26 protein-coding genes are annotated in these 25,943 nt (G+C 70.6%); 17 read left to right on the plus strand and 9 right to left on the minus strand.

Features of this window, described 5'->3' with window-relative positions; all coding sequences use genetic code 11:
• Positions 1-366: 366 nt before the first annotated feature.
• A complete protein-coding gene (locus tag MUY14_RS07930) occupies positions 367-1,551 on the minus strand; it encodes a serine/threonine protein kinase (RefSeq protein ID WP_247022113.1) in 1,185 nt (394 codons plus the stop codon).
• Between the two features lie 10 nt (positions 1,552-1,561).
• Positions 1,562-2,098 (minus strand): AlpA family transcriptional regulator, encoded by a 537-nt coding sequence (locus MUY14_RS07935; protein ID WP_247022114.1) that lies wholly within the window; start codon positions 2,096-2,098, stop codon positions 1,562-1,564.
• Between the two features lie 96 nt (positions 2,099-2,194).
• Between MUY14_RS07935 and MUY14_RS07940 the strand changes: the two genes are divergently transcribed.
• The 3 genes from MUY14_RS07940 to MUY14_RS07950 are packed head-to-tail and all read left to right on the plus strand — an operon-like array spanning position 2,195 to position 3,463.
• Positions 2,195-2,497 carry a hypothetical protein gene (locus MUY14_RS07940; protein ID WP_247022115.1) on the plus strand — a complete coding sequence of 101 codons (303 nt, stop codon included), beginning with the start codon at positions 2,195-2,197 and terminating at the stop codon, positions 2,495-2,497.
• A gap of 16 nt (positions 2,498-2,513) precedes the next feature.
• The gene (locus MUY14_RS07945; protein ID WP_247022116.1) at positions 2,514-2,837 is read left to right on the plus strand and encodes a hypothetical protein; all 324 of its coding nucleotides are present in this window, start codon (positions 2,514-2,516) and stop codon (positions 2,835-2,837) included.
• Positions 2,837-3,463, plus strand: a complete 627-nt coding sequence (locus tag MUY14_RS07950; protein WP_247022117.1) for a hypothetical protein — start codon at positions 2,837-2,839, stop codon at positions 3,461-3,463. Before MUY14_RS07945 ends, MUY14_RS07950 begins: the two co-directional genes overlap by 1 nt.
• Positions 3,464-3,914: 451 nt before the next feature.
• Here MUY14_RS07950 and MUY14_RS07955 read toward each other — a convergent pair whose 3' ends face one another.
• Positions 3,915-4,385 (minus strand): ArsI/CadI family heavy metal resistance metalloenzyme, encoded by a 471-nt coding sequence (locus tag MUY14_RS07955; RefSeq protein WP_247022118.1) that lies wholly within the window; start codon positions 4,383-4,385, stop codon positions 3,915-3,917.
• 73 nt (positions 4,386-4,458) lie between these two features.
• Here MUY14_RS07955 and MUY14_RS07960 point away from each other — a divergent pair, with 73 nt between their 5' ends.
• The 5 genes from MUY14_RS07960 to MUY14_RS07980 are packed head-to-tail and all read left to right on the plus strand — an operon-like array spanning position 4,459 to position 7,636.
• Complete coding sequence (locus MUY14_RS07960; protein ID WP_247022119.1) at positions 4,459-4,821, plus strand: metalloregulator ArsR/SmtB family transcription factor; 363 nt, start codon at positions 4,459-4,461, stop codon at positions 4,819-4,821.
• Positions 4,818-5,873 (plus strand): ACR3 family arsenite efflux transporter, encoded by a 1,056-nt coding sequence (arsB, locus tag MUY14_RS07965; protein ID WP_281506268.1) that lies wholly within the window; start codon positions 4,818-4,820, stop codon positions 5,871-5,873. The genes MUY14_RS07960 and arsB overlap by 4 nt, the downstream gene beginning before the upstream one ends.
• Positions 5,870-6,070, plus strand: coding sequence for a hypothetical protein (locus MUY14_RS07970; RefSeq protein WP_247022120.1), 201 nt, complete (start codon positions 5,870-5,872; stop codon positions 6,068-6,070). The genes arsB and MUY14_RS07970 overlap by 4 nt, the downstream gene beginning before the upstream one ends.
• Positions 6,054-6,452 carry an arsenate reductase ArsC gene (locus MUY14_RS07975; RefSeq protein ID WP_247022121.1) on the plus strand — a complete coding sequence of 133 codons (399 nt, stop codon included), beginning with the start codon at positions 6,054-6,056 and terminating at the stop codon, positions 6,450-6,452. Before MUY14_RS07970 ends, MUY14_RS07975 begins: the two co-directional genes overlap by 17 nt.
• Positions 6,449-7,636, plus strand: coding sequence for an MFS transporter (locus tag MUY14_RS07980; protein ID WP_247022122.1), 1,188 nt, complete (start codon positions 6,449-6,451; stop codon positions 7,634-7,636). Before MUY14_RS07975 ends, MUY14_RS07980 begins: the two co-directional genes overlap by 4 nt.
• Here the strand turns inward: MUY14_RS07980 and MUY14_RS07985 are convergent.
• Together MUY14_RS07985 and MUY14_RS07990 are read right to left on the minus strand one after the other, a co-directional pair.
• Positions 7,540-8,007 (minus strand): arsenate reductase ArsC, encoded by a 468-nt coding sequence (locus MUY14_RS07985; RefSeq protein ID WP_247022123.1) that lies wholly within the window; start codon positions 8,005-8,007, stop codon positions 7,540-7,542. The genes MUY14_RS07980 and MUY14_RS07985 overlap by 97 nt on opposite strands.
• Positions 8,008-8,086: 79 nt before the next feature.
• Positions 8,087-9,124 carry a permease gene (locus MUY14_RS07990; RefSeq protein ID WP_247022124.1) on the minus strand — a complete coding sequence of 346 codons (1,038 nt, stop codon included), beginning with the start codon at positions 9,122-9,124 and terminating at the stop codon, positions 8,087-8,089.
• Between the two features lie 333 nt (positions 9,125-9,457).
• Between MUY14_RS07990 and MUY14_RS07995 the strand changes: the two genes are divergently transcribed.
• From MUY14_RS07995 to MUY14_RS08030, 8 genes are read left to right on the plus strand one after another with little or no spacing between them, the layout of a single operon-like run.
• A complete protein-coding gene (locus tag MUY14_RS07995) occupies positions 9,458-10,711 on the plus strand; it encodes an RCCLKC-tail radical SAM protein (RefSeq protein WP_247022125.1) in 1,254 nt (417 codons plus the stop codon).
• A 36-nt stretch (positions 10,712-10,747) separates the two neighbouring features.
• Positions 10,748-12,007 (plus strand): GNAT family N-acetyltransferase, encoded by a 1,260-nt coding sequence (locus MUY14_RS08000; RefSeq protein ID WP_247022126.1) that lies wholly within the window; start codon positions 10,748-10,750, stop codon positions 12,005-12,007.
• A 19-nt stretch (positions 12,008-12,026) separates the two neighbouring features.
• On the plus strand, positions 12,027-13,139 hold the full coding sequence (locus MUY14_RS08005) for a GTP-binding protein (RefSeq protein ID WP_247022127.1): 1,113 nt from the start codon (positions 12,027-12,029) through the stop codon (positions 13,137-13,139).
• Between the two features lie 15 nt (positions 13,140-13,154).
• Complete coding sequence (locus MUY14_RS08010; RefSeq protein WP_247022128.1) at positions 13,155-13,913, plus strand: methyltransferase domain-containing protein; 759 nt, start codon at positions 13,155-13,157, stop codon at positions 13,911-13,913.
• 36 nt (positions 13,914-13,949) lie between these two features.
• The gene (locus MUY14_RS08015) at positions 13,950-14,987 is read left to right on the plus strand and encodes an inorganic phosphate transporter (protein ID WP_247022129.1); all 1,038 of its coding nucleotides are present in this window, start codon (positions 13,950-13,952) and stop codon (positions 14,985-14,987) included.
• A gap of 9 nt (positions 14,988-14,996) precedes the next feature.
• The gene (locus MUY14_RS08020) at positions 14,997-15,347 is read left to right on the plus strand and encodes a helix-turn-helix transcriptional regulator (RefSeq protein ID WP_247022130.1); all 351 of its coding nucleotides are present in this window, start codon (positions 14,997-14,999) and stop codon (positions 15,345-15,347) included.
• On the plus strand, positions 15,344-16,558 hold the full coding sequence (locus MUY14_RS08025; protein WP_247022131.1) for an ATP-grasp domain-containing protein: 1,215 nt from the start codon (positions 15,344-15,346) through the stop codon (positions 16,556-16,558). The genes MUY14_RS08020 and MUY14_RS08025 overlap by 4 nt, the downstream gene beginning before the upstream one ends.
• 49 nt (positions 16,559-16,607) lie before the next feature.
• On the plus strand, positions 16,608-17,450 hold the full coding sequence (locus MUY14_RS08030) for a metalloregulator ArsR/SmtB family transcription factor (protein WP_247022132.1): 843 nt from the start codon (positions 16,608-16,610) through the stop codon (positions 17,448-17,450).
• A gap of 4 nt (positions 17,451-17,454) precedes the next feature.
• On the opposite strand, the gene MUY14_RS08035 is transcribed toward MUY14_RS08030, so the two are convergent.
• The 4 genes from MUY14_RS08035 to MUY14_RS08050 form a co-directional block, all read right to left on the minus strand.
• Positions 17,455-19,908: a molybdopterin-dependent oxidoreductase gene (locus tag MUY14_RS08035; protein ID WP_247022133.1), complete on the minus strand. Its 2,454-nt coding sequence runs from the start codon at positions 19,906-19,908 to the stop codon at positions 17,455-17,457.
• A 535-nt stretch (positions 19,909-20,443) separates the two neighbouring features.
• Positions 20,444-21,955: an FAD-dependent oxidoreductase gene (locus MUY14_RS08040; protein ID WP_247022134.1), complete on the minus strand. Its 1,512-nt coding sequence runs from the start codon at positions 21,953-21,955 to the stop codon at positions 20,444-20,446.
• 140 nt (positions 21,956-22,095) lie between these two features.
• Positions 22,096-22,848, minus strand: coding sequence for a PIG-L deacetylase family protein (locus MUY14_RS08045; protein ID WP_247022135.1), 753 nt, complete (start codon positions 22,846-22,848; stop codon positions 22,096-22,098).
• 46 nt (positions 22,849-22,894) lie between these two features.
• Complete coding sequence (locus tag MUY14_RS08050) at positions 22,895-23,272, minus strand: DUF5684 domain-containing protein (RefSeq protein WP_247022137.1); 378 nt, start codon at positions 23,270-23,272, stop codon at positions 22,895-22,897.
• 199 nt (positions 23,273-23,471) lie between these two features.
• Here MUY14_RS08050 and MUY14_RS08055 point away from each other — a divergent pair, with 199 nt between their 5' ends.
• Entirely contained in the window at positions 23,472-25,271 is a 1,800-nt protein-coding gene (locus MUY14_RS08055; RefSeq protein WP_247022139.1) for a ricin-type beta-trefoil lectin domain protein, read from the plus strand.
• The last annotated feature ends 672 nt before the right edge of the window (positions 25,272-25,943 follow it).

Consider the following 25,943-nt stretch of genomic DNA (forward strand, 5'->3'; position numbering starts at 1 on the left):
CGGTCGTCTGTTCTTCTTGATCGTGATACGCAGTGCAGTTGAACAAATGCGCCGGTGGAATGAATCAAGCTGCGGTCGGGTGAATGAGCACGTCATCGATCGGTCCGGTACCGACCTGGGCCGGACCTCCTGTCGCGGGGATGGGGTACACGTGTGACGGGTGATCGACTGCGCGCTGTACCCAGGCGGTGAGCGGCCAGGGGAGAGTCGAGGTGGCGTTCGACGAGGAAGATCGTGCTGCACGTGCAGATGGTGCCCGGAGGGCCGTTCGACTTACGCTGCCTAGGAAATAGCCAAACCTGGCAACCGGACAGCGGGGAGCTGATCACCCTGCCGATCGCGGTTGCTCGGTGGGGAACCGGACGCTCAGCAGCTCGTACGGAGGTACTGGTTCAGGGCCCAGCCGGTCCGGCCGTCGGCAGTGTGGACGTACGACCAGGGGCCCGCGTCCTCGTGGTGGTCCAGCGTGACGACGTCGCCGCGGGTGAGGTGGCCGATGTCGTGGCCGTCGCCGCCCGGCCGGTCGCGCAACGTCGCCGACTCCGCGCATTCGGACCGGCTCACCGTGGCGTGCGCCGCCGGGGTGGGCCGAAGCACCAGGTAGCCGCCCGTCGCGGCCAGGGCCACGACCACGATCACCGCCGCCGCGAGCCACCAGCGGCGGGCCGGGGCGGGTCCGCGGCCGGTGGTCAAGGCGGCGGCGAATGCCGGGACGTCGGGGAAGCGGCGCGCCGGGTCCTTGGCCATGGCGTGGCGGACGACGGCGTCGAACCGGGGCGGGGCTCCGGTGCGGCTCGGTGCCGGTGGTGGCTCCACCGCGACGGCCATGGCCAGCTCGGTCAGCGTCCGCTGCGGGTAGGGCCGCTGCCCGGTCAAGGCCGCGTACAGCAAGCCGCCGAGGGCGTAGACGTCGGTGCGGGGCGTTGCGCGTTCGCCGCGCCACTGCTCGGGGGCCATGTAGGTGACGGTGCCGGCCAGCTCGGCCGGTTCGTCGGCGGTCCGGTCGAGGCTGTGCAGCCAGTCCGCCTGCCCGAGCGAGCCGGTGCCGAGGGTGGCGTCCACCGTGGCGACCGGGGCGGCGAGGCCGAAGTCGGTGACGCGGGCGCGCAGCCCGTCGGCTGTCTCGGTGAGCAGGACGTTCGCGGGCTTGAGGTCGCGGTGCACGATCCCGGCCGCGTGCAGCGCCGCGACCGCGTCGGCCACTTGCCGCACCACCGCGACGGCCGTCGCGGGGTCGAGCGGGCCTTCGTCGAGCCGGCGCTGCAGGTCGGGGCCGTCGATGCGCTCCATGGCCAGCCACGCGCCGGCGTCCGGGTCGACGTCGAGGATGCGCACCACGCCCGGGTGGTCGATCGTGCTCGCGCGTCCGGCCTCCGCGCGCAGACGTTCGCCGTGTCCGGGCACCGCTGTCAGCTCCGGGTGCAGCACCTTCAGGGCGACGTCGAGGCCGTCGGACTCCCGCGTGGCCGCGTACACGACCCCGGTGCCGCCTCGGCCGAGTTCGGGACCGAGCCGGTAGCCGGTGACCATGGGGTGCGGCGATGCGGACACAGCGGGAAGGTTATCCGTTCGGGTGGGTTTCGGCCGTGTGTTCGGGATTCGCCGTCCTGGCCAGCTGCGCGAGTGCGGGCAGGACGCCGACGAGCCGGGCCCGGACGGCCGCCGGGGCGCTCTCGCCCGCCAGCGCGGCCAGCACGGTGCGGGCGTGGCGGCCGTCGTCGTCGGCCGGGGTGGCTTCGACGGCTGGCTCGAGCTCCCGCACCGCGGCGACGGCCTGGGCGAGCAGGTGCGGGCGCGGGTGCTCCTCCAGCAGCAGCGCGAGCAGGCGCAGAGCGCGCCGGGCGAGGCGGGCGGCCAGTTCGGGGGAGAGGGGCGCAGCCTCTCCTTCGCCGCGCCGGGCGCGCATCCGGTCGATCCACGGCTCGACGGCCGCGCCCTCCCAGATCGGGCCGGAGGAGAGCTCGGCGGTCGGTTCCGGGATGTCGTGGCTGCGGCGGCGGCGCCACACGGTCACGAGCTGGCGGCTGAGGCCGAGCGCGTCCGCGATCTCGGCCAGGCCGTAGTACGCCCGCCGTGGCGCCGTGTCCTGCTGCATCACGTGATCAATGTAGCTGGAGAAGTCACCACTTGCTATTTGCGATGACGCGACTTACCGTCGAGATGTCATCCAAAATAACGCGAAGGGATCGTGAAGATGACATCAAGGAGTGTTCTCGGCGGTGTCGCCGTCGCCCTGTCGGCGCTGGGGCTCGCGGCCGCCGCACCGGCCGCGTCGGGCGAGGCGATCACCGAACCGGTGACCGTGCACTGCGACCTGGCGCACTACTACGCGAACTACGACCAGGCCAACGACAAGTTCTACGGCGAGCAGACCGACTCCGTCGCCCGCGGCGGCACGATGAACCGCCGCATCAAGACCCCGTTCGAAGGGCCACGCGGGGTCGTCGTCTTCCACGTCGACCAGTGGTACTTCACCACCCGCGCCTGCCTCGGCTGACCGAAGGAGCCTTCCCATGAACCGCAGGACCACGTTCGTCGCGGCGCTGGCGGCCACCGGCCTGGCCACCGCGCTGTGCACCACGCCGGCCGCCCAGGCCAGTGAAGACGTCCTCTACGTCTGCCACGCCCAGGACACCTACGTCCGCGCCCAGCCGGTCGGGGAGATCGTCGGCACGATCTTCCACAGCCAGACCTTCCACCGGCTCGAGCCGACCACGCCCGGCGGCTGGATCAAGGGCTACGCCCCGGCGGTGCTCGACGGGCCGGCCGCGCAGCAGCACGGCCGCATCGACGGGTACGTCGACCACGACTACGTCTGCACGGGACCCCAGGACTGATGCGCGCGACCGCCCTCGCCACCGCGCTCGCCGCCGCCCTGGCCGTCACGGAGTCGCCGGCGCAGGCCGCCGACGACACGCACTACACGACCTCGGCGACGCTGACCCAGGCGTCCTGCACCATCTACGAGAACTACCCGAAGGCCGGCGTGCCGGACCGCCACTGGGTCAAGGACCGCACCACCGCCGACGGAACGCCGTACCACCTGGGAGTGCGCTACACCGTCAACGACTACGCGCTGGTGCTGGACTACGCCCGGTCCGACGCGGCCATCCACTGGGGGTTCACACCCGCGAGCTGCGTGGATCCGGGGTACGCGAAGGACACCCACGGCGCTCGCATTCCGGAGCTGCACGGCCTGGACAGCCACGACGCCGTCGTGGCCATCCCGTTCCAGCCCGCGCACGACGGTGACTCGGTGGCCACGATCCACGCCACCAGCGCGGGTTCGCTGCGCAGCGCCCCGCAGTCGTTCGTGATCGGCAACGTCCGCGACGGCGACGAGTTCCGCATCACGACGGCCCACTGCGGCTCGCACGCCCCGACGGCCTGGATCCTCGGCTACGCGCCGAGTTCCGGGCGGTGGGGATACCTCGAGGCGATGCACTTGGCCGCCTGCACGTGACCCGTCCCGGGCCGGCCGGATCCGGCCGGCCCGGGTTCCGGCAGTTCGCGTGTGGTACCGGCGATTCCGCCGGAGACCTCGGAAATACGGCAGCGCGGTCGCTCTCTTCGATTTGGCCACGGCCCGAGTTGGGTGAACTGGTCTCGGACGAACGTGTAGCCGCCCTCATGGGTCTGTCCTTTGCCGACCGTACGGGCCGAGCACACCACCAGCGACCGGGTGTGCCCGCTGTGCCGGGTGCGGGGATGTCCTGGTAGAGATCGGCGGTGTGCTCGGCCAGGAACGCCCGGGCGGTCGAGCCCATCGAGCAGTTCTGCGCCGAAGCGGCGTTGTTCCTTGCCAAGCCGAGCGTGTCGGCTGCCATCACGCGTCATGATCGAACGCCGTAGCTCCCGCGTCGGGAACTAGCGGAGCCGGTGCGCCCCTCGATTGCGCACCGGCTCCAGGGGCTTCAGTTGCAGCAGCCCTCCGGCTGGGCCGTCGCGCCGGTCTCGGCGTCCGGTGTGCAGCACGTCGCCGGGGTGGCCAGGGCGGCGCTGTCGGTGCCGAACGTCGTCGAGTCGCCCTTCACCGTGTAGACCTCCCAGGGCTCCTTGCCCGGCCCGTGGACCCACACCTTGTCCTGCACGGCGTAGCAGCACGTGGTGTCGTCCTCGGTGAGTGTCTCGAGGCCTTCGCCGGTCAGCCGCTGGGTGGCCGCGTTGACCTGGTCGGTCGAGGAGACCTCGACGCCGAGGTGGTCCATGACCGTTTCCTGGCCTGGTTCGCCCTCCAACAGCACCAGCTTCAGTGCGGGCTCCTCGATCGCGAAGTTCGCGTAGCCCGGCCGGAGCTTGGCCGGCTCAGTGCCGAAGAGCTTCGAGTAGAAGTCGATCGACCCCGCCAAGTCGCCCACCCGCAGTGCCAGTTGCACCCTGGACATCGTCGCTACCTCCTTGGATAGATGACAGTCTAAGTAGATTGCACTCTATATGTAAGTCTGTCAATATAGAGGGATGTCGAAGCAACTGCCGCTCGTCGCGATGGACGCCTGCTGCGCGCCCCTGGCGCGGGAGCCGCTGACGCAGGACCAGGCGATTGAGCTGTCGCACCTGTTCAAGGCGATGGCCGACCCGGTGCGGCTGCGGCTGCTCTCGCTGATCGCCTCCCACGCCGGCGGCGAAGCGTGCGTCTGCGACCTCACTGAAGCTTTCGACCTGACCGGTCCGACCATCTCCCACCACCTCAAGGTGCTGCGCGAGTCCGGGTTGATCACCGGCGACCGGCGCGGCACGTGGATCTACTACCGCGTGCACCCCGAGGTGCTGGCGCGGTTGTCGACGGTGCTCACCACCACCGGCGAAACGGTCACCGCGTGACGACGCTCGAAGCACCGCCGCGCCTGTCCACTCTGGACAAGTTCCTGCCGGTCTGGATCGCGGCCGCGATGGTCGCGGGGCTGCTGGCCGGGCGCTGGGTCCCCGGCCTGAACTCCGCGCTGTCGGCGGTGCAGGTCGACGGCATCTCGCTGCCGATCGCGCTCGGGCTGCTGGTGATGATGTACCCGGTGCTGGCCAAGGTCCGCTACGACCGGCTCGGCACGGTCACCCGCGACCGGCGGCTGCTGTGGCCCTCGCTGGTGCTGAACTGGCTCGTCGGCCCGGCCTTGATGTTCGCCCTCGCCTGGTTGCTGCTGCCGGACCTGCCTGAGTACCGGACCGGCCTGATCATCGTCGGTCTCGCGCGCTGTATCGCGATGGTGATCATCTGGAACGACCTCGCCTGCGGCGACCGGGAAGCCGCCGCGGTGCTGGTCGCGCTGAACTCGGTCTTCCAGGTCATCGCATTCGGCCTGCTGGGGTGGTTCTACCTGTCGGTTCTGCCTGGCTGGCTCGGCCTCCCGCAAGCCGACCTCGCGGTGTCCGGGTGGCAGATCGCCAAAAGCGTGCTGATTTTTCTTGGCATCCCGCTGGTCGCCGGCTACCTCAGCCGCCGCGTCGGCGAGGGCGCCAAGGGCCGTGACTGGTACGAGAGCACGTTCCTGCCGAAGGTCGGGCCGGTCGCGCTGTACGGGCTGCTGTTCACCATCGTCATCCTCTTCGCCCTGCAGGGCGACCAGATCACCAGCCGCCCGCTCGACGTCGTGCGCATCGCCGTTCCGTTGCTGGTCTACTTCGGACTGATGTGGGCCGGGTCCTACGCGCTGGGCAAGGCCGTGGGGCTGAACTACGAGCGGACCACCACGCTGGCGTTCACCGCCGCGGGCAACAACTTCGAACTCGCCATCGCCGTGGCCATCGCGACCTTCGGGGCCGCGAGCGGCCAAGCGCTCGCCGGGGTCGTCGGCCCGCTGATCGAAGTTCCCGTGCTCGTCGCCCTCGTGTACGTCTCCCTCGCGCTGCGGCGCCGCTTCGCAAGGAGCCCTCGGTGACACGGACCTGGATGTGGCTGACCCGGCACCGCCAAGTGGCCGGTGCGCTTGCCGGCGTGGTCTGGGTGCTGGCGCTGTGGCCGTTCACCGGCCTGGCCGTCGCGGCGGTGTGCGGCCTCGTCTTCGCCGCGATCATCGCGACGATGCTGCCCGTTCCGCACGTCGAAGGGGAGAACACCCGTGACCGGCAAGCCTGAAGTCCTCTTCGTCTGCGTGCACAACGCCGGCCGTTCCCAGATGGCCGCCGCGCTGCTCGCCCACCACGCCGACGGTGCGGTCGACGTCCGCTCGGCCGGCTCCGCGCCCGCCGAGAGCATCAACCCGGCCGTGCGCGAGGCGATGGCCGAAATCGGGCTCGACCTGTCCCGCGAGGTCCCGAAGAAGCTGACGACCGACGCGGTCGAGGCCGCCGACGTCGTGATCACCATGGGCTGCGGCGACGCCTGCCCGATCTTCCCCGGCAAGCGGTACCTGGACTGGCAGCTCGAAGACCCCGCCGGCAAGGGCGTCGAGGACGTCCGGCCGATCCGGGACGAGATCGATCGCCGGGTGCGGGAGCTGCTCGCCGAGCTCCGTTGAGCCGCGGGGAGCGCAAGCTCGCGACGGTGCTCGCGACCTTGTGCGTCACCGAGATCGTCAGCTGGGGCGTGCTGTTCTACGCGTTCCCGGTGCTGGTCCCGGCCATCGCCCGCGACACCGGCTGGTCGCCTGCCTCGCTCACCGGGGCGCTGTCGGCCGCCCTGCTCGTGTCCGCCTTGACGGGCATCGTGATCGGGCGGGTGCTGGATCGCCGAGGTCCGCGGCAGGTGATGGTCGCCGGGTCCGTGGCCGGCGTGGTGGCCGTGGTGCTGATCGCGACCGCGCGCACGCTGCCGTGGTTCTTCGCCGCTTGGGTCTGCGCGGGGCTGGCGATGGCGGCGACGTTCTACCAGCCGGCGTTCGCCGCCCTGACCCGCTGGTACGGCACGCACCGGGTTCGCGCGCTGACGACGCTGACGCTCGTCGCCGGGTTCTCCAGCACCGTGTTCGCCCCGCTGACCGCGCTGCTGGCCGCGAACTGGAGCTGGCGAACCACCTACCTCGTCCTCGCGGCCGTGCTGGCGGTGATCACCGTGCCCGGGCACTGGTACGGGCTTCGCCGTTCGTGGCCGCCGCTCGTCGTCGACACCGAGCAGTCGTCAAAGCCGCGCAGCGAGGCGCGGAGTCCGGCGTTCGTCGCGCTGGTCGCGGCGTTCAGCCTGACCGCGCTCGGCACCTACGCGGTCGTCGTCAACCTCGTCGCGCTGCTGGCGGAGCGGGGGCTGTCGACGGGGACGGCGGCGATCGCGCTCGGGCTGGGTGGGGCCGGGCAGGTCGCCGGGCGGCTGGGGTTCGCGACGCTGGTGAACCGCACCGGCGTCCGGACCCGCACCGCCATCGTCATCGTCGTGCTCGCCGCGACCACCACGCTGCTGGGCAGCCTGACGTCGGCGGGAGCTCTCGTGGTCGCCTCGGTCCTGGCGGGCATGGCGCGCGGCGTGTTCACGCTGCTGCAGGCGACCGCCGTCGCGGACCGGTGGGGCACCGCGGGCTACGGGCGGCTCAGCGGCCTCCTGTCGGCACCCCTGACGATCATGTCCGCGGTCGCCCCCTACACCGGCGCGATCCTGGCCGCGATCACCGGCAGCTACTCGACCGCGTTCGTCGTGCTCGGCGTGCTCACCGTCGCCGCGGCGCCGGTATCGTTCGCCGCAGCGCCGACCAGCTCGAAAATCAGGTCCTGAACGCGGCGCTCGATGTCGTCACGGATGGGGCGCACAGCATCGACGCCTTGGCCGGCGGGATCCTCGAGCTGCCAGTCCAGGTAGCGCGTGCCGGGAAAGACCGGGCAGGCGTCGCCGCAGCCCATCGTGATGACGACGTCGGAACGCTGGACGTTCTCGGTGGTCAGCTTCTTCGGCTGCTCGCCGGTGAGGTCGATGCCGCGTTCCGCCATGACTTCGGCGACCGCCGGGTTGATGGTCTCCGCGGGAGCTGAACCTGCCGAGCGGACGACGACCCGGTCGCCGCCGTGGTGGCGCAGGAACGCGGCGGCCATCTGTGAGCGACCGGCGTTGTGGATGCAGACGAACAGAACCTCGGGCACCGACGTCACGAGAAGTCCCTCCAGGACAATGAGAACCGGTCGAGAGGCGTGCCGGGCGGGCGCGGGGGGACGCCCGCCCGGCACGAGTTCACAGGAGCAGCTGCGCGAGGAACCCGAGCAGGATGCTGCCCAGCATGCCGAAGGCGATGTAGAGCGCGAACACCTTGTTGTTGACCACGCTGCGGACGGCGACCATGGCCGGGATCGTCGTCACCGATCCGGCGAGCAGGAACGTCACCGCCGCGCCCTGCGCCATACCCTTCGCCAGCAGGCCGCCGACGATCGGGATCGCACCGACGCCGTTGAGGTACAACGGGATGCTGATGAACGCGGCGAGCGGGATGGCCAGCCAGCCCTTGTCGCCACCGAGGATGGCGGTGATGATGCCGTTCGGGACGTAGACGCGGATGACGCCTTCGAAGACGCACGCGAAGACCAGCCACTTGCCCAAGGACACGGTGTCGCGCAGGAAGTTCCGGCCGGTGATGCGCCAGTTCCGCTTCGACTTCAGGCTCGCCTTCGCCTGCGGCCACCACGGGGCGCCGTCGTCATCGTCGTCGTCGGGTGCCGGGCCGCCGGTCGACGCGGGAGCCTCGGTGAGGACGGTCGTGCCACCGCCGGTGGCCACCGCGACCTCGGCCGGCGCGGCGTGGCGCTCGCGTTCGTCGACGGCGGGCTTCTTCTCCGGGCGCAGCACGTCCTTGAAGCCACCACGCTTCTCGACGAGCAGGATGATGACGCCGGCGCCGATCGCCAGCACGAGCGCGCCCAGCAGGCGGGCGGTGGCCAGTGGCAACCCGATCTCCTTCGCGGTCAACGCGAAGATCGGCGGATCCATTGCGGGAGAAGCGATCCAGAACGACATCACCGCCGACAGCGGCACGCCGCCGCGCAGCAGCTTGCGGATCAGCGGGATGACGGTGAAGGAGCAGAACGGGCTGAACGCGCCGAGGCACGTGGTGAACAGGACGCCCAGCAGTCCGTGCTTGCGGAACGAGCGGCGGGCGACGATGTCGAGGTAGAGCAGGTCGACGGTCGCGGCGATCGCCAGGGCGATGAAGAAGAAGATGCTCAGGTCGACCAAATTCTCCCAGGCCAAGCGCAGGACCTCGAGGATCTTGTCCATGCCACCATCCTTGACATCGGGGACCGGTTTCGCGGTGCCGAGGACGCGCAGCTTCCCCCAGCTTTCATCGATGCTAGTCGATTAAAGGGTGGCGGTCCATACCTTGCACGTGGCGGGCGATCCGCGCTTCACGGAGCCCGTCGAGGCGTGATCACAACGTCCGAAAGGATGAATTACCACCTTGAAAACCGTGATCTACCTGCGTTTATCGATCCATTGACATGTATCGCTGAAGCATGCAATCGTCATCCCTCGTACGAGGAAAGGCCCGCCGCCGGGCCGGTTCCACTGGGGGAACCAATCCTTTTTGTCCGATTCAGTTGTGGGGGAAGCATGCCCGCTGCGCGTGTACTGGTCGCGTCCGCCTTCGAAGCCGAGCTGCAGCCGCTGACCTCCGCGTGCGCCGGCGCCGCGATGCGGGCGCAGGACGCCGACGTCGTGGGCTGGGACGCCCACAAGCACCCGGATGCCGTGCCGGACGGTGAATTCGACCTGGTCCTGCTGTCGGTGCAGCAGTTCGAGGGCGTCGAGCGTGGTCTGAACCTCGCGGCCCGGCTGCGGGAATCCTTCAGTGGCGCCAAGCTGGTCGCCTTCGGGCAGTACGCCCAGATGAACCACCGCCGGTTCCTCGAAACGGTCGACGCGATCGTGATGGAAGAACCAGAACTCGTCGCCACCGAACTCGCCGAGGTGGCCCGGGGCGAGCGCGACGTCGCCACCGTGCCGGCATCGATGACCGAGAAGGGAATGCGGCCGAAACCGTCACACCGGCGCATCACCGTCCCGGCCCCGGCTCGTGATTTGTTCCCCTCTTTGGTGCATTATCCGGCGCACCATTCACCCTTCGGGTTGATGGGCAACGTCGAGACCACCCGTGGCTGCCACCACAAGTGCACGTACTGCTCGGTGTACGGCGCCTACGACGGGGGAGTCGCCGCGTACAACGCCGACACCGTCCTGGCCGACTGCCTGCAGCTGGCCGAGGAAGGCGTGCGGCACTTCTGCTTCATCGACGCCGAATTCTTCAACTCCCGCACCATCGGCGCCGGTGTCGTCCGCCGCCTGGTCGACGAGATCGGGCCGATCACCTTCGAGTTCACCACGCGCGTCGACCACATCCTCAGCTACCAGAAGGAACTCACCGAGCTCGTGTCGCTCGGCTTGGTGAAGGTGACCTCGGCGCTGGAGTTCCCCTCCAACCGGATCCTGCGGATTTTCGACAAGCACATCGACGTCGACCACATGCGCGCCGCGATCGCCGAAGCCGAGCGGATCGGGTTCGTGCTCTACCCGACGTTCATCCCGTTCACGCCGTGGATCGAGTACGAGGAGCTGCTCACCTTCGAGGACTTCCTCGTCGACACCGGGCTGGCGAAGGTCACCGACCCGACCGCGCTGCAGACCCGCCTGCTGCTGTTCAAGGGCTCGCCACTGCTGTCCTCCCCGTGGATGGAGGACATCGCCACCGTCGACCGCGGCCTGTGGGTCGAATGGACCCACCCCGACCGCCGCGTCGAGGACCTGTGGATCGAACGCCGCGCCGACGCCGAAGACGTCGGCAAGGTCCGCTGCTGCGTGAAGTGCTGAGCCAGGCCGGAACCGGATCGGGAGGGACAGGAAGCAATGGGTGGAGCACCGCGCGTCGTGGTGAAAACCGGGCAGGGACTGCCGGACCTGGACTGGAAAGGTGAGCTGGCCGACCTCACCGACGTCTTCCCCTACCTCGGCCCGACCTGGCTCGGGGCGAGCGAGAAGGCGCTGACCGACCTGCAGCCGTGGCACACGGTCGCGAGCCGGGCCCGTGGTGAACTCGCGCTGCTGCCCGGCTATGTGATGACCACACCGCCGGTCGTCGACCACGAGCCGCGCACCTACCTCGGATGGCAAGCGCCGACCGGCGAAGAAGTCTGCTGCGGCGCGCAGACCGACGCCTGCATCAGCGGCGAGGTCGACGCGCTGGGCACCGAGCCGTTCTTCCCGGCTCTGCTGCTGGGATCCCCGCTGGGCTACCGCACCGAAGTGGCCTACAACTTCTGGACGCCGAGCCTGATGGCGCAGCTGGTGTCCGAGCTGGTGCCGGCGGCGTTCGAGCAGGGGATCAAGTGCGTCGTCGCGCCGTGGATCTCCGGGCGCAGCGGCAACGACGCAATCGTCACCGCGCTGCAGCAGGTCGGCGGGCACAGCACCTTCTGGGGCTACGAGGACTACCTGCGCCTCGACGCCGACTCCTGGGACGGCCACCTGGCCGCGCTGCCGCTGAAGAAGCGCCAGCGGATCAAGAGCGACGTCCGCCGCGCCGAGGCCGCCGGGGTACGGGTCGAGCGCGTCGACGGCGAAGCCATCCGCCCCTACGTCACCCGCATCGCCGAGCTGACCTGCCTCAACCGGGAGAAGAACGGCGCTGGCGAGGAACCCGCCCACATCGTCGACGTCCTGACCGCCCTGCTGGACGCCCGCGCGGACGTCCGCGCCTACCTCGGTACCAAGGACGGTGCGCTGGTCGCCACCTGCGTCGTGATCCGCAAGCACCACCGGCTGTTCCCGAAGTGGGCGGGCTTCGACTACGCCGCCATCGGCGAGCGCAGCGGCATTTACTTCGCCCTCGTCCTGGACGCCCCGGTCCGCGACGCCTACGCCGAAGGACTGCGCACCGTCGAGTTCGGTGCGGGCGCGCACCAGGCGAAGGCGCTGCGTGGCTGCTCCCCGCGGCCGGTGACCACCGCGATGGTCGTGTCCGATCCGGAACTGCGCCCGCAGGTCGCGAAGTGGATGGACGCCTTCGGCGCCAGCCGCCGCGTCGCGTTCGGCGATGCCCCCGCCGCCACCCGTACTCCGCTGCCGGTCGTTTCCGGTGGCTCCGGCGCCTGCTGCTCCGACGGCTGAAATCACTGGAGGAACGTTCGTGATCACCTTCGTGCCGCTGACCGGGTTCCTCGGGGCCGGCAAGACCACCACGATGATCGCCACCGCGCAGGCGCTGCAGGAGCAGGGCCGCCGCGTCGCGGTGATCACCAACGACCAGGGCGTCGAGCTCGTCGACACCGCCTTGGTGCGCAGCAAGCTCGACTCCGTCGCCGAAGTCACCGGCGGCTGCTTCTGCTGCCGCTTCGAGGACCTCGTCGACACCATCCGCGCTCTCGTCGACGGCGCCGGCGACACCCCGGTGGACACGGTGATCGCCGAGGCCGTCGGCTCGTGCACCGACCTGCAAGCCACGGTGGTCCGGCCGCTGCGCGCCTACTACGGCGACAGCATGGTCGTCAGTCCACTCACGACAGTCATCGACCCGTTGCGGTACCTGGCCTTCGACCGCGCCGCCGAACGAGGTGAGCCCGAGTCGGACCTGTCGTACCTGTTCCGGCAGCAGCTGATCGAAGCCGACGTCATCGCCGTGAACAAGCTCGACACGATCGCACCGGACCGGGCCACCGAGCTGATGGCGCGGCTGTCCGCCGACTACCCGAACGCGACGGTCGTCGGCTACAGCGCCAAAGCGGGCGACCGGGTCGACGACCTGGTCAAGGCGTGGGACGGCCCGTCCGGCAACCAGGCGGTCGACCTGCAGGTCGACTACGACCGCTACGCCGCCGCCGAAGCCCAGCTGGCCTGGATGAACCAGGACGTGCAGCTGACCTCGGAGGTGCCGCTCGACCTCACCGCGTGGGGACGTCAGGTGCTCGCCACCCTCGGCAGCTGGGCGAACTGCGCCGGAGCCGTTGTGGGGCACGCCAAGCTCACCGTCGAGGCCGGCGACGGCGACTTCGCCAAGCTCAGCCTCACCGCCGCCGGCGCGGACCCGACGGTCGACCGGGCTGCCGAGAGGACGGCCACAACGGCGAGGGTGATCGTCAACGCCCGAGTCGCTTGTGAGCCCGCCGAACTCGACGCCGCCGTCCGCGATGCCGTGGCCACGGCGAACGCCGCCACCGGCGCCCGTTCCGCGGCCACCGCACCGGTGTCGTTCAAACCCGGCTATCCCACCCCGGTCCACCGGCTCGCCGCCACCGGCGCCTGACCCCGAAAGACGACCATGACGGACACCACCACCGCCGAGATCCAGGACTACTACCGCGGAAAGGCCGCCGAGGCCGCGGAGGCGAAGAGCTGCTGTGCCCCGGACCCGACGCGGTTCGGGCCCGGCGCCTACGGCGACATCGGCCCGGACGAAGCCACCGACGCCGCGCTGCTGGCCAGCCTCGGCTGCGGCAACCCGACCGCCGTGGCCGAGCTGCGCGACGGCGAGACCGTCCTGGACCTCGGCTCCGGCGCCGGACTGGACCTCATCCTGTCCGCGCGCCGCGTCGGCCCGGACGGGCAGGTCTTCGGCCTGGACTTCCTCGAGGAGATGCTCGCCGTCGCCCGGCAGAACATCGAGGACGCCGAGGTCGGCAACGTCATCCTGCTCAAGGGCACCATCGAGCAGATCCCGCTCCCCGCCGCCACGGTCGACGTCATCATCTCCAACTGCGTGATCAACCTGTCGCTGGACAAGCCCGCGGTGTTCGCCGAAATGGCGCGCGTCCTCGCGCCGGGCGGCCGGCTCGGAATCACCGATGTCGTCGCCGAGGACCACCTCACACCTGCCGACCGGGCCGAGCGCGGCGGCGTCAGCCAGTGCATCGCCGGCGCCCTGTCCCAGGCCGAGTACCTCTCGCTGCTGGCCGAGGTCGGGCTGACCGGCGCCGAGGTCGTGTTCACCCAGGACGCCGCCGACGGCATGCATTCCGCGATCATCCGCGCCCGCAAGCCGGACGCCGACGAGTGCGGGCCCGACAGCGGCTGCTGCTGACCACCGAGGTTTTCGATCACTGAGGGGAGTACCTGGATGTCTTTCACCGCGATAGTCGTGTTCGTCCTGGTCGCCGCGCTGGCGGCGGTCAACGGCAGCAACGACGTCCCCAAGGGCGTCGCCACCCTGGCCGGGGCCGGAGTGACCAAGTACAAGACGGCAATCATCTGGGGCACGATCACGACGCTGATCGGCTGCGTCTTCTCACTCGGCCTCGCGTCGAAGATGACCGCCTTGTTCTCCAAGGGCATCATCACCGGCGCCACGACCGACGCGTTCGCCGTCGCCGTGCTCGCCGGGGCCGCGTTCTGGGTCGGGCTGGCCACCATCCTGCGGCTCCCGGTCTCGACCACGCACGCCCTGATCGGCGGCATGGTCGGCGCCGGCCTGCTGATGAGCACCGGTGGCGTCTCCTGGAGCGCCGTCGGCAGCAAGCTGGTCACGCCCCTGCTGGTCAGCATCGTCGTCGCCTACGCCATCACGCTGATCCTCGCCGTCGCCACCGGCACCGCGAACAAGCGCCGGTCCGCGGCCACCCCGCCGGTCACGTCCTCCGGCGGCGGGGACGTCGCCGTGCAGACGGCGCCCGTGGTGACGCCGGAGAAGACCTCCGCGAAGTTCATGACCGCGGCGCACTGGTTCACCAGCGGCGCCACCGGCTTCGCCCGCGGCCTCAACGACACCCCGAAGATCGTCGCCATCGGCGCGTTCGCCCTGGTCCCGGCCGGGATGAAGCCGTGGCACATCATGATCCTGGTGACCGCCGCCATGGCCGCCGGATCACTGCTGGGCGGGATGCGGGTCGCGGAGAAGCTCGGCGAAGGCGTGGTCAAGATGAACCACCGCGAAGGCTTCCTGGCCAACCTGACCACCGCCGCCCTCGTCGGGGTCGGTGCCGGGGCCGGGCTGCCGATGTCGACCACGCACGTGTCGACCGGCGCGATCGCCGGGTCCGCCGGACCGAACCTGAGCCGGATTTCCGGCGGGACCGTCCGGAACTTCCTGATCGCCTGGCTGGTCACTCCGCCCGTCGCGGGGGTCGTCGCGGCGCTGGTGTTCATCTTGGCTCGCTAGCCTGGGTGAGTGAGCGAGCACAAGCTGGAGCGGGAGACCGCCGAGTCCTACGCCCGCTGGTTCCACGCGCTGTCGGACGCGAACCGGGTCATGATCGTGCACTTCCTGGCCCAGCAGAGTGACCCGGTTCCCGTCGGCGCGATCGTGGACCACCTCGGCATCTCCCAGCCCACGGTCTCGCACCACCTCAAGATCCTGTCCCAGGTCCGGTTCGTGACCCGCCGCCGCTCCGGGACCAGCATCCTCTACGCGATCAACCACAACTGCGAGGTCGGGCTGCCCACCGCCGCCAACGCCGTGCTCGGCCTGCTGGCCACCCGCGACGGGAACGACCCGCTTCCGCTGGAAAGGACGTCGTGACCGAGCACCCGGCGCTGTTGCTGGTCGGCAGCGGGGACCGCCGCTACCGCGAGTACATCCTGGCCGCCCTGCGCCCGCACTTCCGGCTGTGGCTGCTCGACGCGGTCGACCCCACCTGGCAGACCGAGCACGTCGACGGTGTGACCGTCACCGACACCCGCGACCCCGCTGCCCTCGCCGACGCCGCGGGCAAGCTCGAGTTCCGGCCGGACGGCGTACTGACCTACGACGAATCGCTGGTCACCGCCGTCGCGCGCTTCGCTCAGGACGCCGGTCTGCCCGGCAGCCCGCCGGAAGCCGTCCAGGCGTGCCGGGACAAGGCCGCCACCCGCTCAACCCTGGCTGACGCCGGGGTGCCGCAGCCGGCATCCCGTCCGGTTGCCTCCGCCGAGGACGCGGTCGCCGCGGCCGAGGACATCGGCTACCCGGTGGTCGTCAAGGCCCGCGGGCTGGCCGGCAGCCTCGGCGTCCTGCGCGCCGACACCGCCGAGCAGGTCGCGGACGCCTTCACCGCGGCCGCCGGCGCGTCCTGGCCCGGCGTGCCGCGCTACGAGGCGGACGTGCTGGTCGAGGAGCTGCTCACCGGGCCGGAGATCAGCGTCGACGTCGTTGTCGACCACGGCGTCTGCCACCCGCTGGTGATCGCCCGCAAGCAGACCGGCTTCGAGCCGTTCTTCGAGGAGACCGGCCACGTCGTCGACGCCGATGACCCGCTGTTCGACGACGCCGACCTGCTGGACCAGCTCGACCAGGTCCACAAGGGCATCGGCTTCACCTGCGGAGCCACCCACACCGAGTTCAAGCTGACCCCGCGCGGCCCGCGCCTGGTCGAGATCAACGCACGCCTCGGCGGCGACTTCATCCCGCGGCTCGGCATCCTCGCCGCCGGCGCCGACCCGGTCGTCGCGGCCGGTCAGGTCGCCGTCGGCCTCCCGCCGACGCCCCGGCGTGTGCTGCGCAAGACCGCGGCGATCCGCTTCCTCTACCCGTCCCGCGACTGCGAGGTCACCGCCACCACCGTGCGCCCCGAGCGGTTCGGCCCGACCATCCACGAGGCCCTCGGCACCGCCGGACCCGGCACGAAACTCGCGCTCCCGCCGAGGGCCTACCTGGCCCGGTACGGGCACGTGATCGCGGCCGGTGAGGACCGCGCCCAGGTCGTCGCCGACCTCGCCGACGCCGAGCGGATCGTCGAGCTGCAGAGCACCTGAACCATCGACGGCCGTCGATCCCTCACCCGGGTGAGGCACAATCGGAGGCATGACGACCACCGCGCCGGACGCCGCGCTGCTGCCCGCCGAGGACGCCGCGACCTACGCCGAATGGTTCGCTTGCCTCGCCGACACCACGCGGGTGCGGATCCTGCACGCCGTCGCGGCCGCGGGCAAGGCCGTCACGATCGGCGAGCTGACCGAGCAGATGGCGATCAGCCAGTCCAACTGCTCCCACCACGTCCGCAAGCTCGCCGACGTCGGCTTCGTGCGGCTGCGCAAGGTCGGCACCGCCACCCTCGTCTCGGTCAACGCGTCCTGCGCGGTCAGCCTCCCGCACGCCGCCGACGTCGTGATGGGCCTGCTCGCCCCCAAGCCCACCGGCGCCGACGACCTGGCCCCCGACGTCACCGTCCGGCCGCTGCGCGCCAAGGACTGGCCGGCCGTGCGCCGCATCTACGGCGAAGGCATCGCCACCGGCGACGCGACCTTCGAAACCGAGGTCCCGCCGCGCGCCGACCTCGAGGCGAAGTGGCTGCGCGGGCACCGGTGGATCGCCGAGGTCGACGGCCAGATCGCCGGCTGGGCCGCCGCGGCGACGGTGTCCACCCGCGACTGCTACGCGGGTGTCGCCGAGACCTCGGTGTACGTGGGGGAGAAGTTCCGCGGCCGCGGCGTCGGCAAGGCCCTCATGCACCAGCTGGTCACGGCCGCCGACGAGGGCGAGCTGTGGACGCTGCAGACGTCGATCTTCCCGGAGAACCGCAACAGCGTCGCGTTGCACCACGGCGCCGGGTTCCGCACGGTCGGGGTTCGCGAGCGCATTGGCCGGCTCGACGGCCGGTGGCGCGACACCGTCCTGCTCGAACGGCGCCGCGCCTCCCAGCTTTGACCGCTCAGGCCTTGCTGATCCGGCAGGCGAAGCACTTGTACGCCTGCTGACCGGACAGGTTGTCGTAGAACGCGTCGTCGACGAGCCCGTTGGCGGCCTCGTAGCGCGGGTCGCCGAACTGGTCACCGACCTGCTGGGCCGGGCCGAAGGTGTTGGGCACGAAGATCGTGTCCGGCCGGATCGCCGGCCAGAACAACGCCGTCCCGGTCACCTTCCCTCGCGGGCTTTCCACGACGACGGTGTCGCGGTCGCCGATCCCGAACCGGCGCGCGGTGTCGGGGTGCACCTGGACCAGCCGGACGCCGTTGAGCTGTTCGCCGGTCGGCGTCCAGTGCGTCACGCTCGCGAAGTGGACGACGCTCGGCCGTCCGGTCATGCCCATCAGCGGGAAGTCCCGGTGCACCGCGTCCGAGCCCGGGACGCCGAGCTTCACCTTGTGCGTCAATGCCTGCGGGTTGACCGGGTTGGTGACGAACCCGGGCTCGTAGGCGAGCGTCGGGTTCGCACCGGTGACCTCGGGATGGGTGTAGAAGACCGGCAGCGCCCGATGCCCGGCCCCGGCGAGCTTGCGGTCCAGCTCCGGGGTGAAGATCTCGACGTTGCCGCTCGGGGTGAGGAACCGCTTGCCGGGCGCCCCGAGCGCGGCCGTTGCCTCGTACCAGGACGGGTGGTCGAGGTAGAGCGTGCTGACGCCGGGGTGCGACGGCGTCGGGCACGGCCACCGCAGCGGCTCGGCGCGGGCGTCCATCCGCTGCTGCGTCATCCCGCCCATCGCCGGGGTGTGCTTCACGAACTCCGCCCAGAGCTGGGAGTAGTCCTTCCAGCTCTCCGGGAACGCGTCGGTCCAGTAGCTCGCGGGCTTTTTCCGGTCCCGGCGGGCGAAGGCGTGGGCGAGGTCGATCCAGATCTCCCAGTCCGGCTTGGACTGCCCGACCCGCGGCACCGCGGCGTGCTGCCAGCGGATCGCGCGGTCGTCGCGTCGCATGTAGACGCCGTCCAGCTCGAGGCCGTTGGTGACCGGCAGGATGACGTCGGCGTAGTAGGCGGCTTCCTCCATGAACAGGCCGGTGTAGACGTAGAAGTCCAGCTTCTTGAACGCTTCGCGGACCTTGTTGGTGTTCGCGCTCGAGATGAGCGGGTTGCCTTCGGTGATGACGGCCTTGAGCGGGTACGGGCGGCCGGTGAGGATGGATTCGGCGAAGTAGTCCGGCCCGACCGGCAGCGCCTGCTCCAGCGGCGGCGTGCTGACGGTCAGCTCGGGTAGCCGGAGGTCGCCGGGCCAGGTGTTGTGCATGAAGTTGCAGCCGCCGCCGGGGACGCCGATGTTGCCGGTGACCGCGGCCAGGAAGGTCAGGACGCGGTAGGTGTCGAAGGCGCCGAGCTGGTGGGAGATCCCGGCGTTGCAGAAGATCGCGGCGGGCTTGGCCGTGGCGTAGTCCTCGGCGAGCTGCCGGATCGTCGCCGCGGGTACCCCGGTGACGCCGGCGGCCCAGTCCGGGGTGTAGTCCTTGACGTGATCGCGTAGTTCGGCGAACCCGAGCACCCAGCGCCGCACGAACGCCTTGTCGTGGAGGTTGCGGGCGATGATGTGCTGGAGCATGCCGAGCACGAGCGCGAAGTCGGTGTGCGGCTTCGGCGCGACCCAGCTGTCGGCGGCCGCCCCGGTCGGCGTCCGGCGCGGGTCGACGACGACGAGCTTGGCTTTGGTTTTCGCTCGGCTTCTGAGCAGGTAGTCGAAGGTGACGGGGTGGGTCTCGGCCTGGTTGGTGCCCAAGAACAGGAAGTACTTCGCGGCCCCGAGGTCCTCCCGGCCGGTGGCGGCGTCGACGCCGTAGCCGTTGGTGAAGTTGCCGAGCCCGAACGTCGCGGCGAGGGCGTTGCCGCCGGCGTCGTTGCAGACCGGGCCGACGTCGGTGTTGTTCGGGCTTCCCAGCAGCGCGAAGAGGCGCGCGACCAGCGAGCCGGTGCCACGGGGAAGCCGCCCGGTGGTCCGGTTGGCGATCGATTTCACCTGGCCGCTGTCGCGCAGCTGCAGGAGCCGGTCGGCGATGAGGTCGAGGGCCTGGTCCCAGGAGATCGGTTCGAACTTCGAGTCCTTGGAGCCCTTGGTGCCGGACACGCGGCGCAGGGGAGTCGTCAGGCGCAGCGGGCTGTAGGCCAGTTCCGGCATCATCGACGCCTTCACGCAGAAGTTGCCGGCCTGGACCGGGTCGTCCGGATCGCCGGAGACGCTGATGACCCGACCGGCCCGGACGCCGACCTTCAGGCGGCAGTTCGAGTTGCAGAACTGACAGGCGGTCGAGACGACGGTGTCCGGGTGGAGGGCGGCCGAGTCGGTGGTGAAGCTGAGCTCTCCTCCGCCGATCGGGCCGCCATCGCGGGCGTCCGGCTGTGCGGCGACCGCAGGATCCGCGGCGGCGATGGCCGGGTTGACGAACAGGGAGGCGCCGCTGATCACGGCACCTTGCACGAAACCTCTGCGTGACAGACCGGTGAAATCGTCCATAAGGACCTACCCCCAGAAGACGAAACGGACACAGCGCGCGACTCCATCGACGCACGTCGATCCACACTAGAGAGTGTCGGAACCGTTTCATAGCAACGAATGTCGCAATCGATCGGCGATGATCGATGCTGGACGCAAAGTCTCCGCGAACGCGGCTCCCATGCTGCCTGCGGCTCTGCGATTGCGGCGCCAACGAGAGGATTTCGGGGCTGCCCGGTTCTCGTCATGTGACTGAGCGTGGTTGTACGCCGCCTTCATGCCGCGGGCGGCCTCGCGCTGTGGAGGGGAGGCAATCGGCACCCATGGACGAGCGGAGCCGGTGCGACCTCGATGGCGCACCGGCCCCCGGCCGACAGTTGCAGCAGCGCTCCGGCTCCCACGGTTCCAGCCGCGGGCCGTGCACGTGGTGTCGTCCTCGGTCAGCGTTCGAGCCCTTCGCCAGTCGGGCACCCGGACACCGGCCCCCCGCCGGACGAGTCCGTCCACACTAGACGCTCGCGTCGCCGAACCAGCGCCGGGCGGCTCGCTCGAACGAGTCGCGATCGGGCCCGCGCTCGCCGGCCCAGGCGACGACCCCGTCGGGGCGGATCAGGACCGCCGCGAATCCGAGGTCGTTCTCGGCGGGACCCGCGGCGTACCGCAGGTCGCCTTCCCAGGCCGTCGCGGAGGCACGCAGGCCGGCCTCGGCGCTGAAGTCGAGGACGACGCCACGGCCGTCCTGCATCAGGTCGGTGAGGCTCGTTCCGTCTTCCAGGCGGAAAGCCGGGGCCGTCCGGCCGACCAGTGGCCGGGTAGTGCCGAGGTCGTAGCGGACCGAGGTGCCGGAAAGCTTTTCGAACACGTACGTCGTGCCCTCCCGGGTGCCGAGCAGGTCGCGCAGCACGCCCTGGACCGCCTGGGCGTGCGGATCCGGCCGCATCGACGCCACCTGGGCCCGCGTCCAGTCCAGCGCCCAGGCACCGACCGGGTGGCGCTCGCGCGAGTAGGTGTCGAGCAGCCCCTCCGGCGCTCGCCCGCGGATGGTCGCCGCGAGCTTCCAGCCCAGGTTGACCGCGTCGCCGATGCCCGTGTTGAGCCCCTGCCCGCCGAGGGGCGACACGATGTGCGCGGCGTCGCCCGCGAGCAGGACCCGGCCGCGCCGGTAGGTCGTCGCCTGCATCGCCCGGTCGGTGTAGCTGGAGGCGAGGTGGAGCTCCGTCAGCGTCACGTCGGTGCCGGACACGCGGCGCAGCACTTCCTGCAGGTGCTCGCGGGTGACCTCCTGCGAGCGGTCGAACGCGCCGCCGTCGAAGTCCATCACGCCGATGTGCCCGGCCGCGGGCATCCGGATGTACATGCCCTCCGGGGTCAGGGTGAACCCCGGGTTCAGCTTGTCGGCGTCGGGGATGGTGGCGAGCGCGACGTAGCCGGTGAACTGAGGTGCCGTGCCGGCGAACTCGAAGCCCGCGAGCCGGCGCACCGCGCTGCGCCCGCCGTCGCAGCCGACGGCCCAGCGCGCCGGGTACTCGTGCGCGCCGGCGTGCACGACCACGTGCTCGCCGTCCTGGGTGAGACCGTCCACCGCGACCCCGCGGCGGACCTCGACGCCGAGCTTGGCGGCGCGCTCCGCCAGGACCGCTTCGACGGTGTCGAGACTCGTCATGAGGGCGTCCGGCACGGGGCTGGGCAGCCGGAACGGCAGGGCCGCGAGGTCGACGTCGGCCGCGTCGAGCACGATCCCGGCGAAGTGCCCCGCCAGGCGTGGCCGGCCCGGCTCGTCGGCGCCGGCGAACCGGGGGAGCCCGGCCGCTTCCGCGAGCAGCGGCTCCAGCAGCCCGCGGCGGTCGAACGCCGCGATGGACGTGGCGAACAGGCCGCGCCGGCCGAGCGGGGCTGTCCGCCAGGGGCTGCCGGGCTCCGGTTCCCGTTCCAGCACCAGGACCGAGCAGCCCGCGAGGCCGAGCTCGCAGGCCAGGAACAGACCGACCGGGCCGGCGCCCACGATCACTGCGTCATGCATGAGAAATCCCCTTCCGTAGCCGGCTTTCGGCGACCGGTCCAGGCTGCTGCGCGGCGCGCTCAGGGCGCGCACACGGCGCTGGTACGGGGGTGTCAGGCGCGCACAGCGGCGCACGCGGGGCCCGTTCAGTCGGGGGACGGTCAGTCGTTGCCGGGCAGGTCCATGGGTGCCTGCAGGTCGTCGGCGCGGAACAGGACCGCGTGCTCGACGCCCATGGCCTTCCCGTTCACCGCGGTGAACTCGGGGATGAAGTCGGCGGGGGCGGGGTGGTCCGGGAGCGCGGCCAGGTAGGCGGCGTGCGCCTCCAGCGAGGCGACGCCGCGGCGCAGCGGCTCGCCGGTGACGTCGACGCCGTGGGTGGCGCCGGCGCCACCGAAAGCGGGAGTGATGAGCCAGCGCACGGAGTGCGGTTCGAGGTGTTCCTCGTCGATCTGGTCCGGGAAGACCCACCGGTTGCCGGCATCGCGCACCGCGTCGAGCGCCGCGAGCCCGGCCGCACGGTGGTCGGCCTGGTCGTAGCCGTAGGGCGTTTCGACGTCGTGGCCGGTGCGGTACACGACGTCGGGCTTGAACCGGCGGATTTCGCGGCAGATGTCGCGGCGCAGGTCGAGGCCGTAGACGAGGACGCCGTCGGGGTGCTCGAGGATGGTCAGGTGTTCGACGCCGACGACGTCGCAGGCGGCTCGCTGTTCGGCGGCGCGGAGGCGGGCGGTCTCCTCGGGCGGGTTCGGCATGCCGGCTTCTCCGCGGGTGAGCAGGAGGTAGCCGACCTCGATGCCGCGCGCGGTCCAGCGGGCCACCGCCGCGGACGTGCCGTACTCCATGTCGTCGGGGTGCGCGACGACGCAGAGCACACGCCGGAAGGTCTCTTCGGGAAGGGCAGGCAGTGTCATGGGGACAGCTTGCCGCTTCCGGGCCGAACACCGGCCGGCCGGCGCGTCACGCCCGGGCGGCCGGCCCCGTGTACCGCGCGTTGCCGAAGCCGAGTACCAGGTAACCGATGATGGAAAACACGAACAGCCCGAAGAACCCGAAGGCCCCGCTCTTGCCGAACGCTTTCGCGACGTCGATCGAGACGACGATCGCGACGACCAGGTTGACCAGCGGGATCAGCAGCAGGAGCAGCCACCACCCGGAGCGCCCGGCGACCTTCAGCAGGGTGTAGGCGTTGTAGATCGGGATGATCGCCGCCCAGCCGGGCCGCCCGGCCTTGGTGAACACCTTCCACAGCGCGATGACGGTGAGCACCGCGAACAGCAGACCGGAACCGAACCCGAGGCCGAGGCCGAAGACGGACGTCGAATCGTGGTTGTTCATCGAACAGGAGTGTCCTTTCCGGACTGATGGTGGTGACGGACGACTGTAGCGCCGTCCGGTTGCCTCGGTGATCGGCGTTGACAACGACGCGATCGAGGTGCACCATAACGCCACTTGATGCTCGAATCTGGTCGAAAGTGCGCTGAAAGGTGCAAGTTCGTACAGTAATGGTCGAGTCCCGGGAGAGGTGGAGTACGACATGACGTGGTTCCAACGCGCCGGTAAGGCCGGCGTCGCCGCGGTGCTGCTCGTCGCCGGCTCGGTCTCCTGGGGCGCGCCGGCCGCGGGCGCGGATCCGATCGCGGCGAACACCGACACCGCGACCGGCGTGCGGCCGATGATGGGCTTCAACAACTGGGCGAGGTTCACCTGCGCCGCGCAGGCCCGGCTCGACGGCACCCGCGACGGCTATTCGTTCCAGCGCTTCATGCAGGACCAGGCGAAGGCGATGAAGGACACCGGCCTCGTCGCCGCCGGGTACACCAACCTGACCGTCGACGACTGCTGGATGCAGCGCACCGGCGCCGGCTACCTGCACGGAGCGACCACCTGGGGCGGCAGCTCCCAGCCCGGATTCGACTTCGAGCTGACGGACTACGCGAACTACGTGCACACACAAGGCATGGAGGCCGGCCTGTACAGCACATCGGGGGTCGACACCTGCCAGGGAGTCCCCGGCGGCGTCCAGGGCCACGAACAGGCCGACGCGACCTCGCTGGCGTACTGGGGCATCGACTCCCTCAAGCTCGACAACTGCGGCACCACCTGGAGCACCCGGCGCCAGGAGTTCACCACCACGGCCAACGCGCTGCGTTCGGCGACGACGGGCAACCCGCGGAAGATCTTGTTCAACGAATCGGCGCCCGCCGGGGCCGGACCGGACTCCGCGACCAAGTACGACGCCATGGAGTGGGTTCGCGCCCTGGGCCAGATGTGGCGGGTCAGCCCGGACATCGCCGTCTGGCACAACCCGGGCGCCTCCGCCTGGGACTGGGCGCACGGCGCCGACTACTACGAAGGCGGGGTGCTGCAGAACTTCACCGACACCGTCGCCCTCGCCCGCTACAACGGCCCCGGCAACCACAACGACGCCGACATGCTCCTGATCGGCGACAACAACCAGCTCACCGTGGCCGAACAGCGCAGCCAGTTCGCGCTGTGGTCGGCCATGGGCTCCCCGTTGATGATCAGCACCGACGTCCGCCGGATGGCGGCCGACCCCGTGACCTACGCCCCGCAGCTGGGGATCCTGAAGAACGCCGACATCATCGCCGTGGACCAGGACACCACCGCCGGCGGCTACCTGGCGTCCCGCCAGGGCAGCTCGAACACCGCGGGCGTCGACGTGGTGGTCAAGCCGCTGGCGGGCGGCGCCCGCGCCGTCGTCGTGCTGAACAAGAACGCCACCGCGACTTCCTACGCCCTCGACCTCGGCCGGGTCGGCTTCGGCAACCTCACCTGCCTCCGCACGGCGAAGAACCTGTGGACGCACGAGAGCAGCCAGGTCGGGGCCACCGTCACCACCACCATCGCGGCCCACGACAACGCGATGTACGTCATCGCGCCCGGCAGTTGCGGCCCGGCCCTGCCCACCGGCCAGATCCAGGCCGCGCAACCGGGGTTCCAGCGGAACGCGTTCTGCTTGGACGCCTTGGGCGGCGCGACCGCGGGCGCGAAGGTCGGTCTGTACCCCTGCACGGGCAACGGAAACCAGCAGTGGCAGCGCACGGCCACCGGCCGGATCGTGTCCCTGGCCGAGACCGCGTTGTGCCTGTCCGGCGGTGCGGCCGGGCTGAAACTGGCCGCCTGCAGCGCCTCGACCCCGCAGCAGACCTGGACCTACAACCGGGCCGGCCAGCTGAAAGCCGACGGCTACTGCGCGGACATCAGCGGCGGCGCACTGGACGACGTCAACGCGACGGTCACGACGTACGCCTGCGGCGCCCACCAGCCCAACCAGACCTGGAGCGCTCCTTTCGCCACCCCGCCCGGCGCTTGACCTGCCGGACAAGGTCGGCCGTGCGGATCCCGCCCCCGATCACCATGCAGGCGTAGTCGTCCTCGAGCGCTACGGTCGCCGACCGCCCATGCTCTCGCCGGCGGGTCGGCCTGGCCAACCCTTTCGTCGCAATTTCCCGCCATCATCGCCGAAATCCGGGCACGGGTTGCTTCGCCGGAGCCCTGGCGAGCCAGTGGACGATCCCCGACTTCGGCCCGGCCGACGTCTTCGCCCACCAGCTCCGGGCCATCGCCGAAGGGCGGTCGGCACGGCCCAGTCCTCAAGGGCTCGAACCCGCACATCGTGCGCAGCAAGTACCTCAACCCGGCCTGGGCTCGGCGTCGCCGGAGGTGCTGCGCCGTGACGAGCTCGTGGTGCTCGCGCGGAATCCAGCCGCGGCAACCCTCGGCGCCGAGTCGATCAGTAGGTTTCGGCTCCCGGCCGGTCGTCCGAATCTCGCCGCGAAACCAGCCTGCGGCCACACGTTCGTCACAACGTCGGGCAGGCACGCTCATCCGAAGGCATTGCCCGATGGATGCCTCACCCCTCGCGCTGGTGATCCAACTCCTCGGGGGTGCCGGCTGCGACGACCACGAAGTTTCGAGTCTCGTGGCCGCGTCCGACGAGGCCGCGGTCATCCTTGCAAGCGCTCAGCCGTCTGCATTCGGCCGG

Origin of the sequence: Amycolatopsis sp. FBCC-B4732, assembly GCF_023008405.1 — a bacterium.
Taxonomy (GTDB): domain Bacteria; phylum Actinomycetota; class Actinomycetes; order Mycobacteriales; family Pseudonocardiaceae; genus Amycolatopsis; species Amycolatopsis pretoriensis_A.

Excerpts from the sequence above, each read along its gene's own strand:
- MUY14_RS07990 (WP_247022124.1), bottom strand. The coding sequence starts at position 9,124 with ATGGACAAGATCCTCGAGGTCCTGCGCTTGGCCTGGGAGAATTTGGTC.
- MUY14_RS08000 (WP_247022126.1), top strand. The coding sequence starts at position 10,748 with ATGGGTGGAGCACCGCGCGTCGTGGTGAAAACCGGGCAGGGACTGCCG.
- MUY14_RS08050 (WP_247022137.1), bottom strand. The coding sequence starts at position 23,272 with ATGAACAACCACGATTCGACGTCCGTCTTCGGCCTCGGCCTCGGGTTC.
- MUY14_RS07950 (WP_247022117.1), top strand. The coding sequence starts at position 2,837 with ATGCGCGCGACCGCCCTCGCCACCGCGCTCGCCGCCGCCCTGGCCGTC.
- MUY14_RS08030 (WP_247022132.1), top strand. The coding sequence starts at position 16,608 with ATGACGACCACCGCGCCGGACGCCGCGCTGCTGCCCGCCGAGGACGCC.
- MUY14_RS08045 (WP_247022135.1), bottom strand. The coding sequence starts at position 22,848 with ATGACACTGCCTGCCCTTCCCGAAGAGACCTTCCGGCGTGTGCTCTGC.
- MUY14_RS08015 (WP_247022129.1), top strand. The coding sequence starts at position 13,950 with ATGTCTTTCACCGCGATAGTCGTGTTCGTCCTGGTCGCCGCGCTGGCG.
- MUY14_RS07995 (WP_247022125.1), top strand. The coding sequence starts at position 9,458 with ATGCCCGCTGCGCGTGTACTGGTCGCGTCCGCCTTCGAAGCCGAGCTG.
- MUY14_RS07945 (WP_247022116.1), top strand. The coding sequence starts at position 2,514 with ATGAACCGCAGGACCACGTTCGTCGCGGCGCTGGCGGCCACCGGCCTG.
- MUY14_RS08040 (WP_247022134.1), bottom strand. The coding sequence starts at position 21,955 with ATGCATGACGCAGTGATCGTGGGCGCCGGCCCGGTCGGTCTGTTCCTG.
- MUY14_RS07960 (WP_247022119.1), top strand. The coding sequence starts at position 4,459 with ATGTCGAAGCAACTGCCGCTCGTCGCGATGGACGCCTGCTGCGCGCCC.
- MUY14_RS08010 (WP_247022128.1), top strand. The coding sequence starts at position 13,155 with ATGACGGACACCACCACCGCCGAGATCCAGGACTACTACCGCGGAAAG.
- MUY14_RS07955 (WP_247022118.1), bottom strand. The coding sequence starts at position 4,385 with ATGTCCAGGGTGCAACTGGCACTGCGGGTGGGCGACTTGGCGGGGTCG.
- MUY14_RS08055 (WP_247022139.1), top strand. The coding sequence starts at position 23,472 with ATGACGTGGTTCCAACGCGCCGGTAAGGCCGGCGTCGCCGCGGTGCTG.
- MUY14_RS07940 (WP_247022115.1), top strand. The coding sequence starts at position 2,195 with ATGACATCAAGGAGTGTTCTCGGCGGTGTCGCCGTCGCCCTGTCGGCG.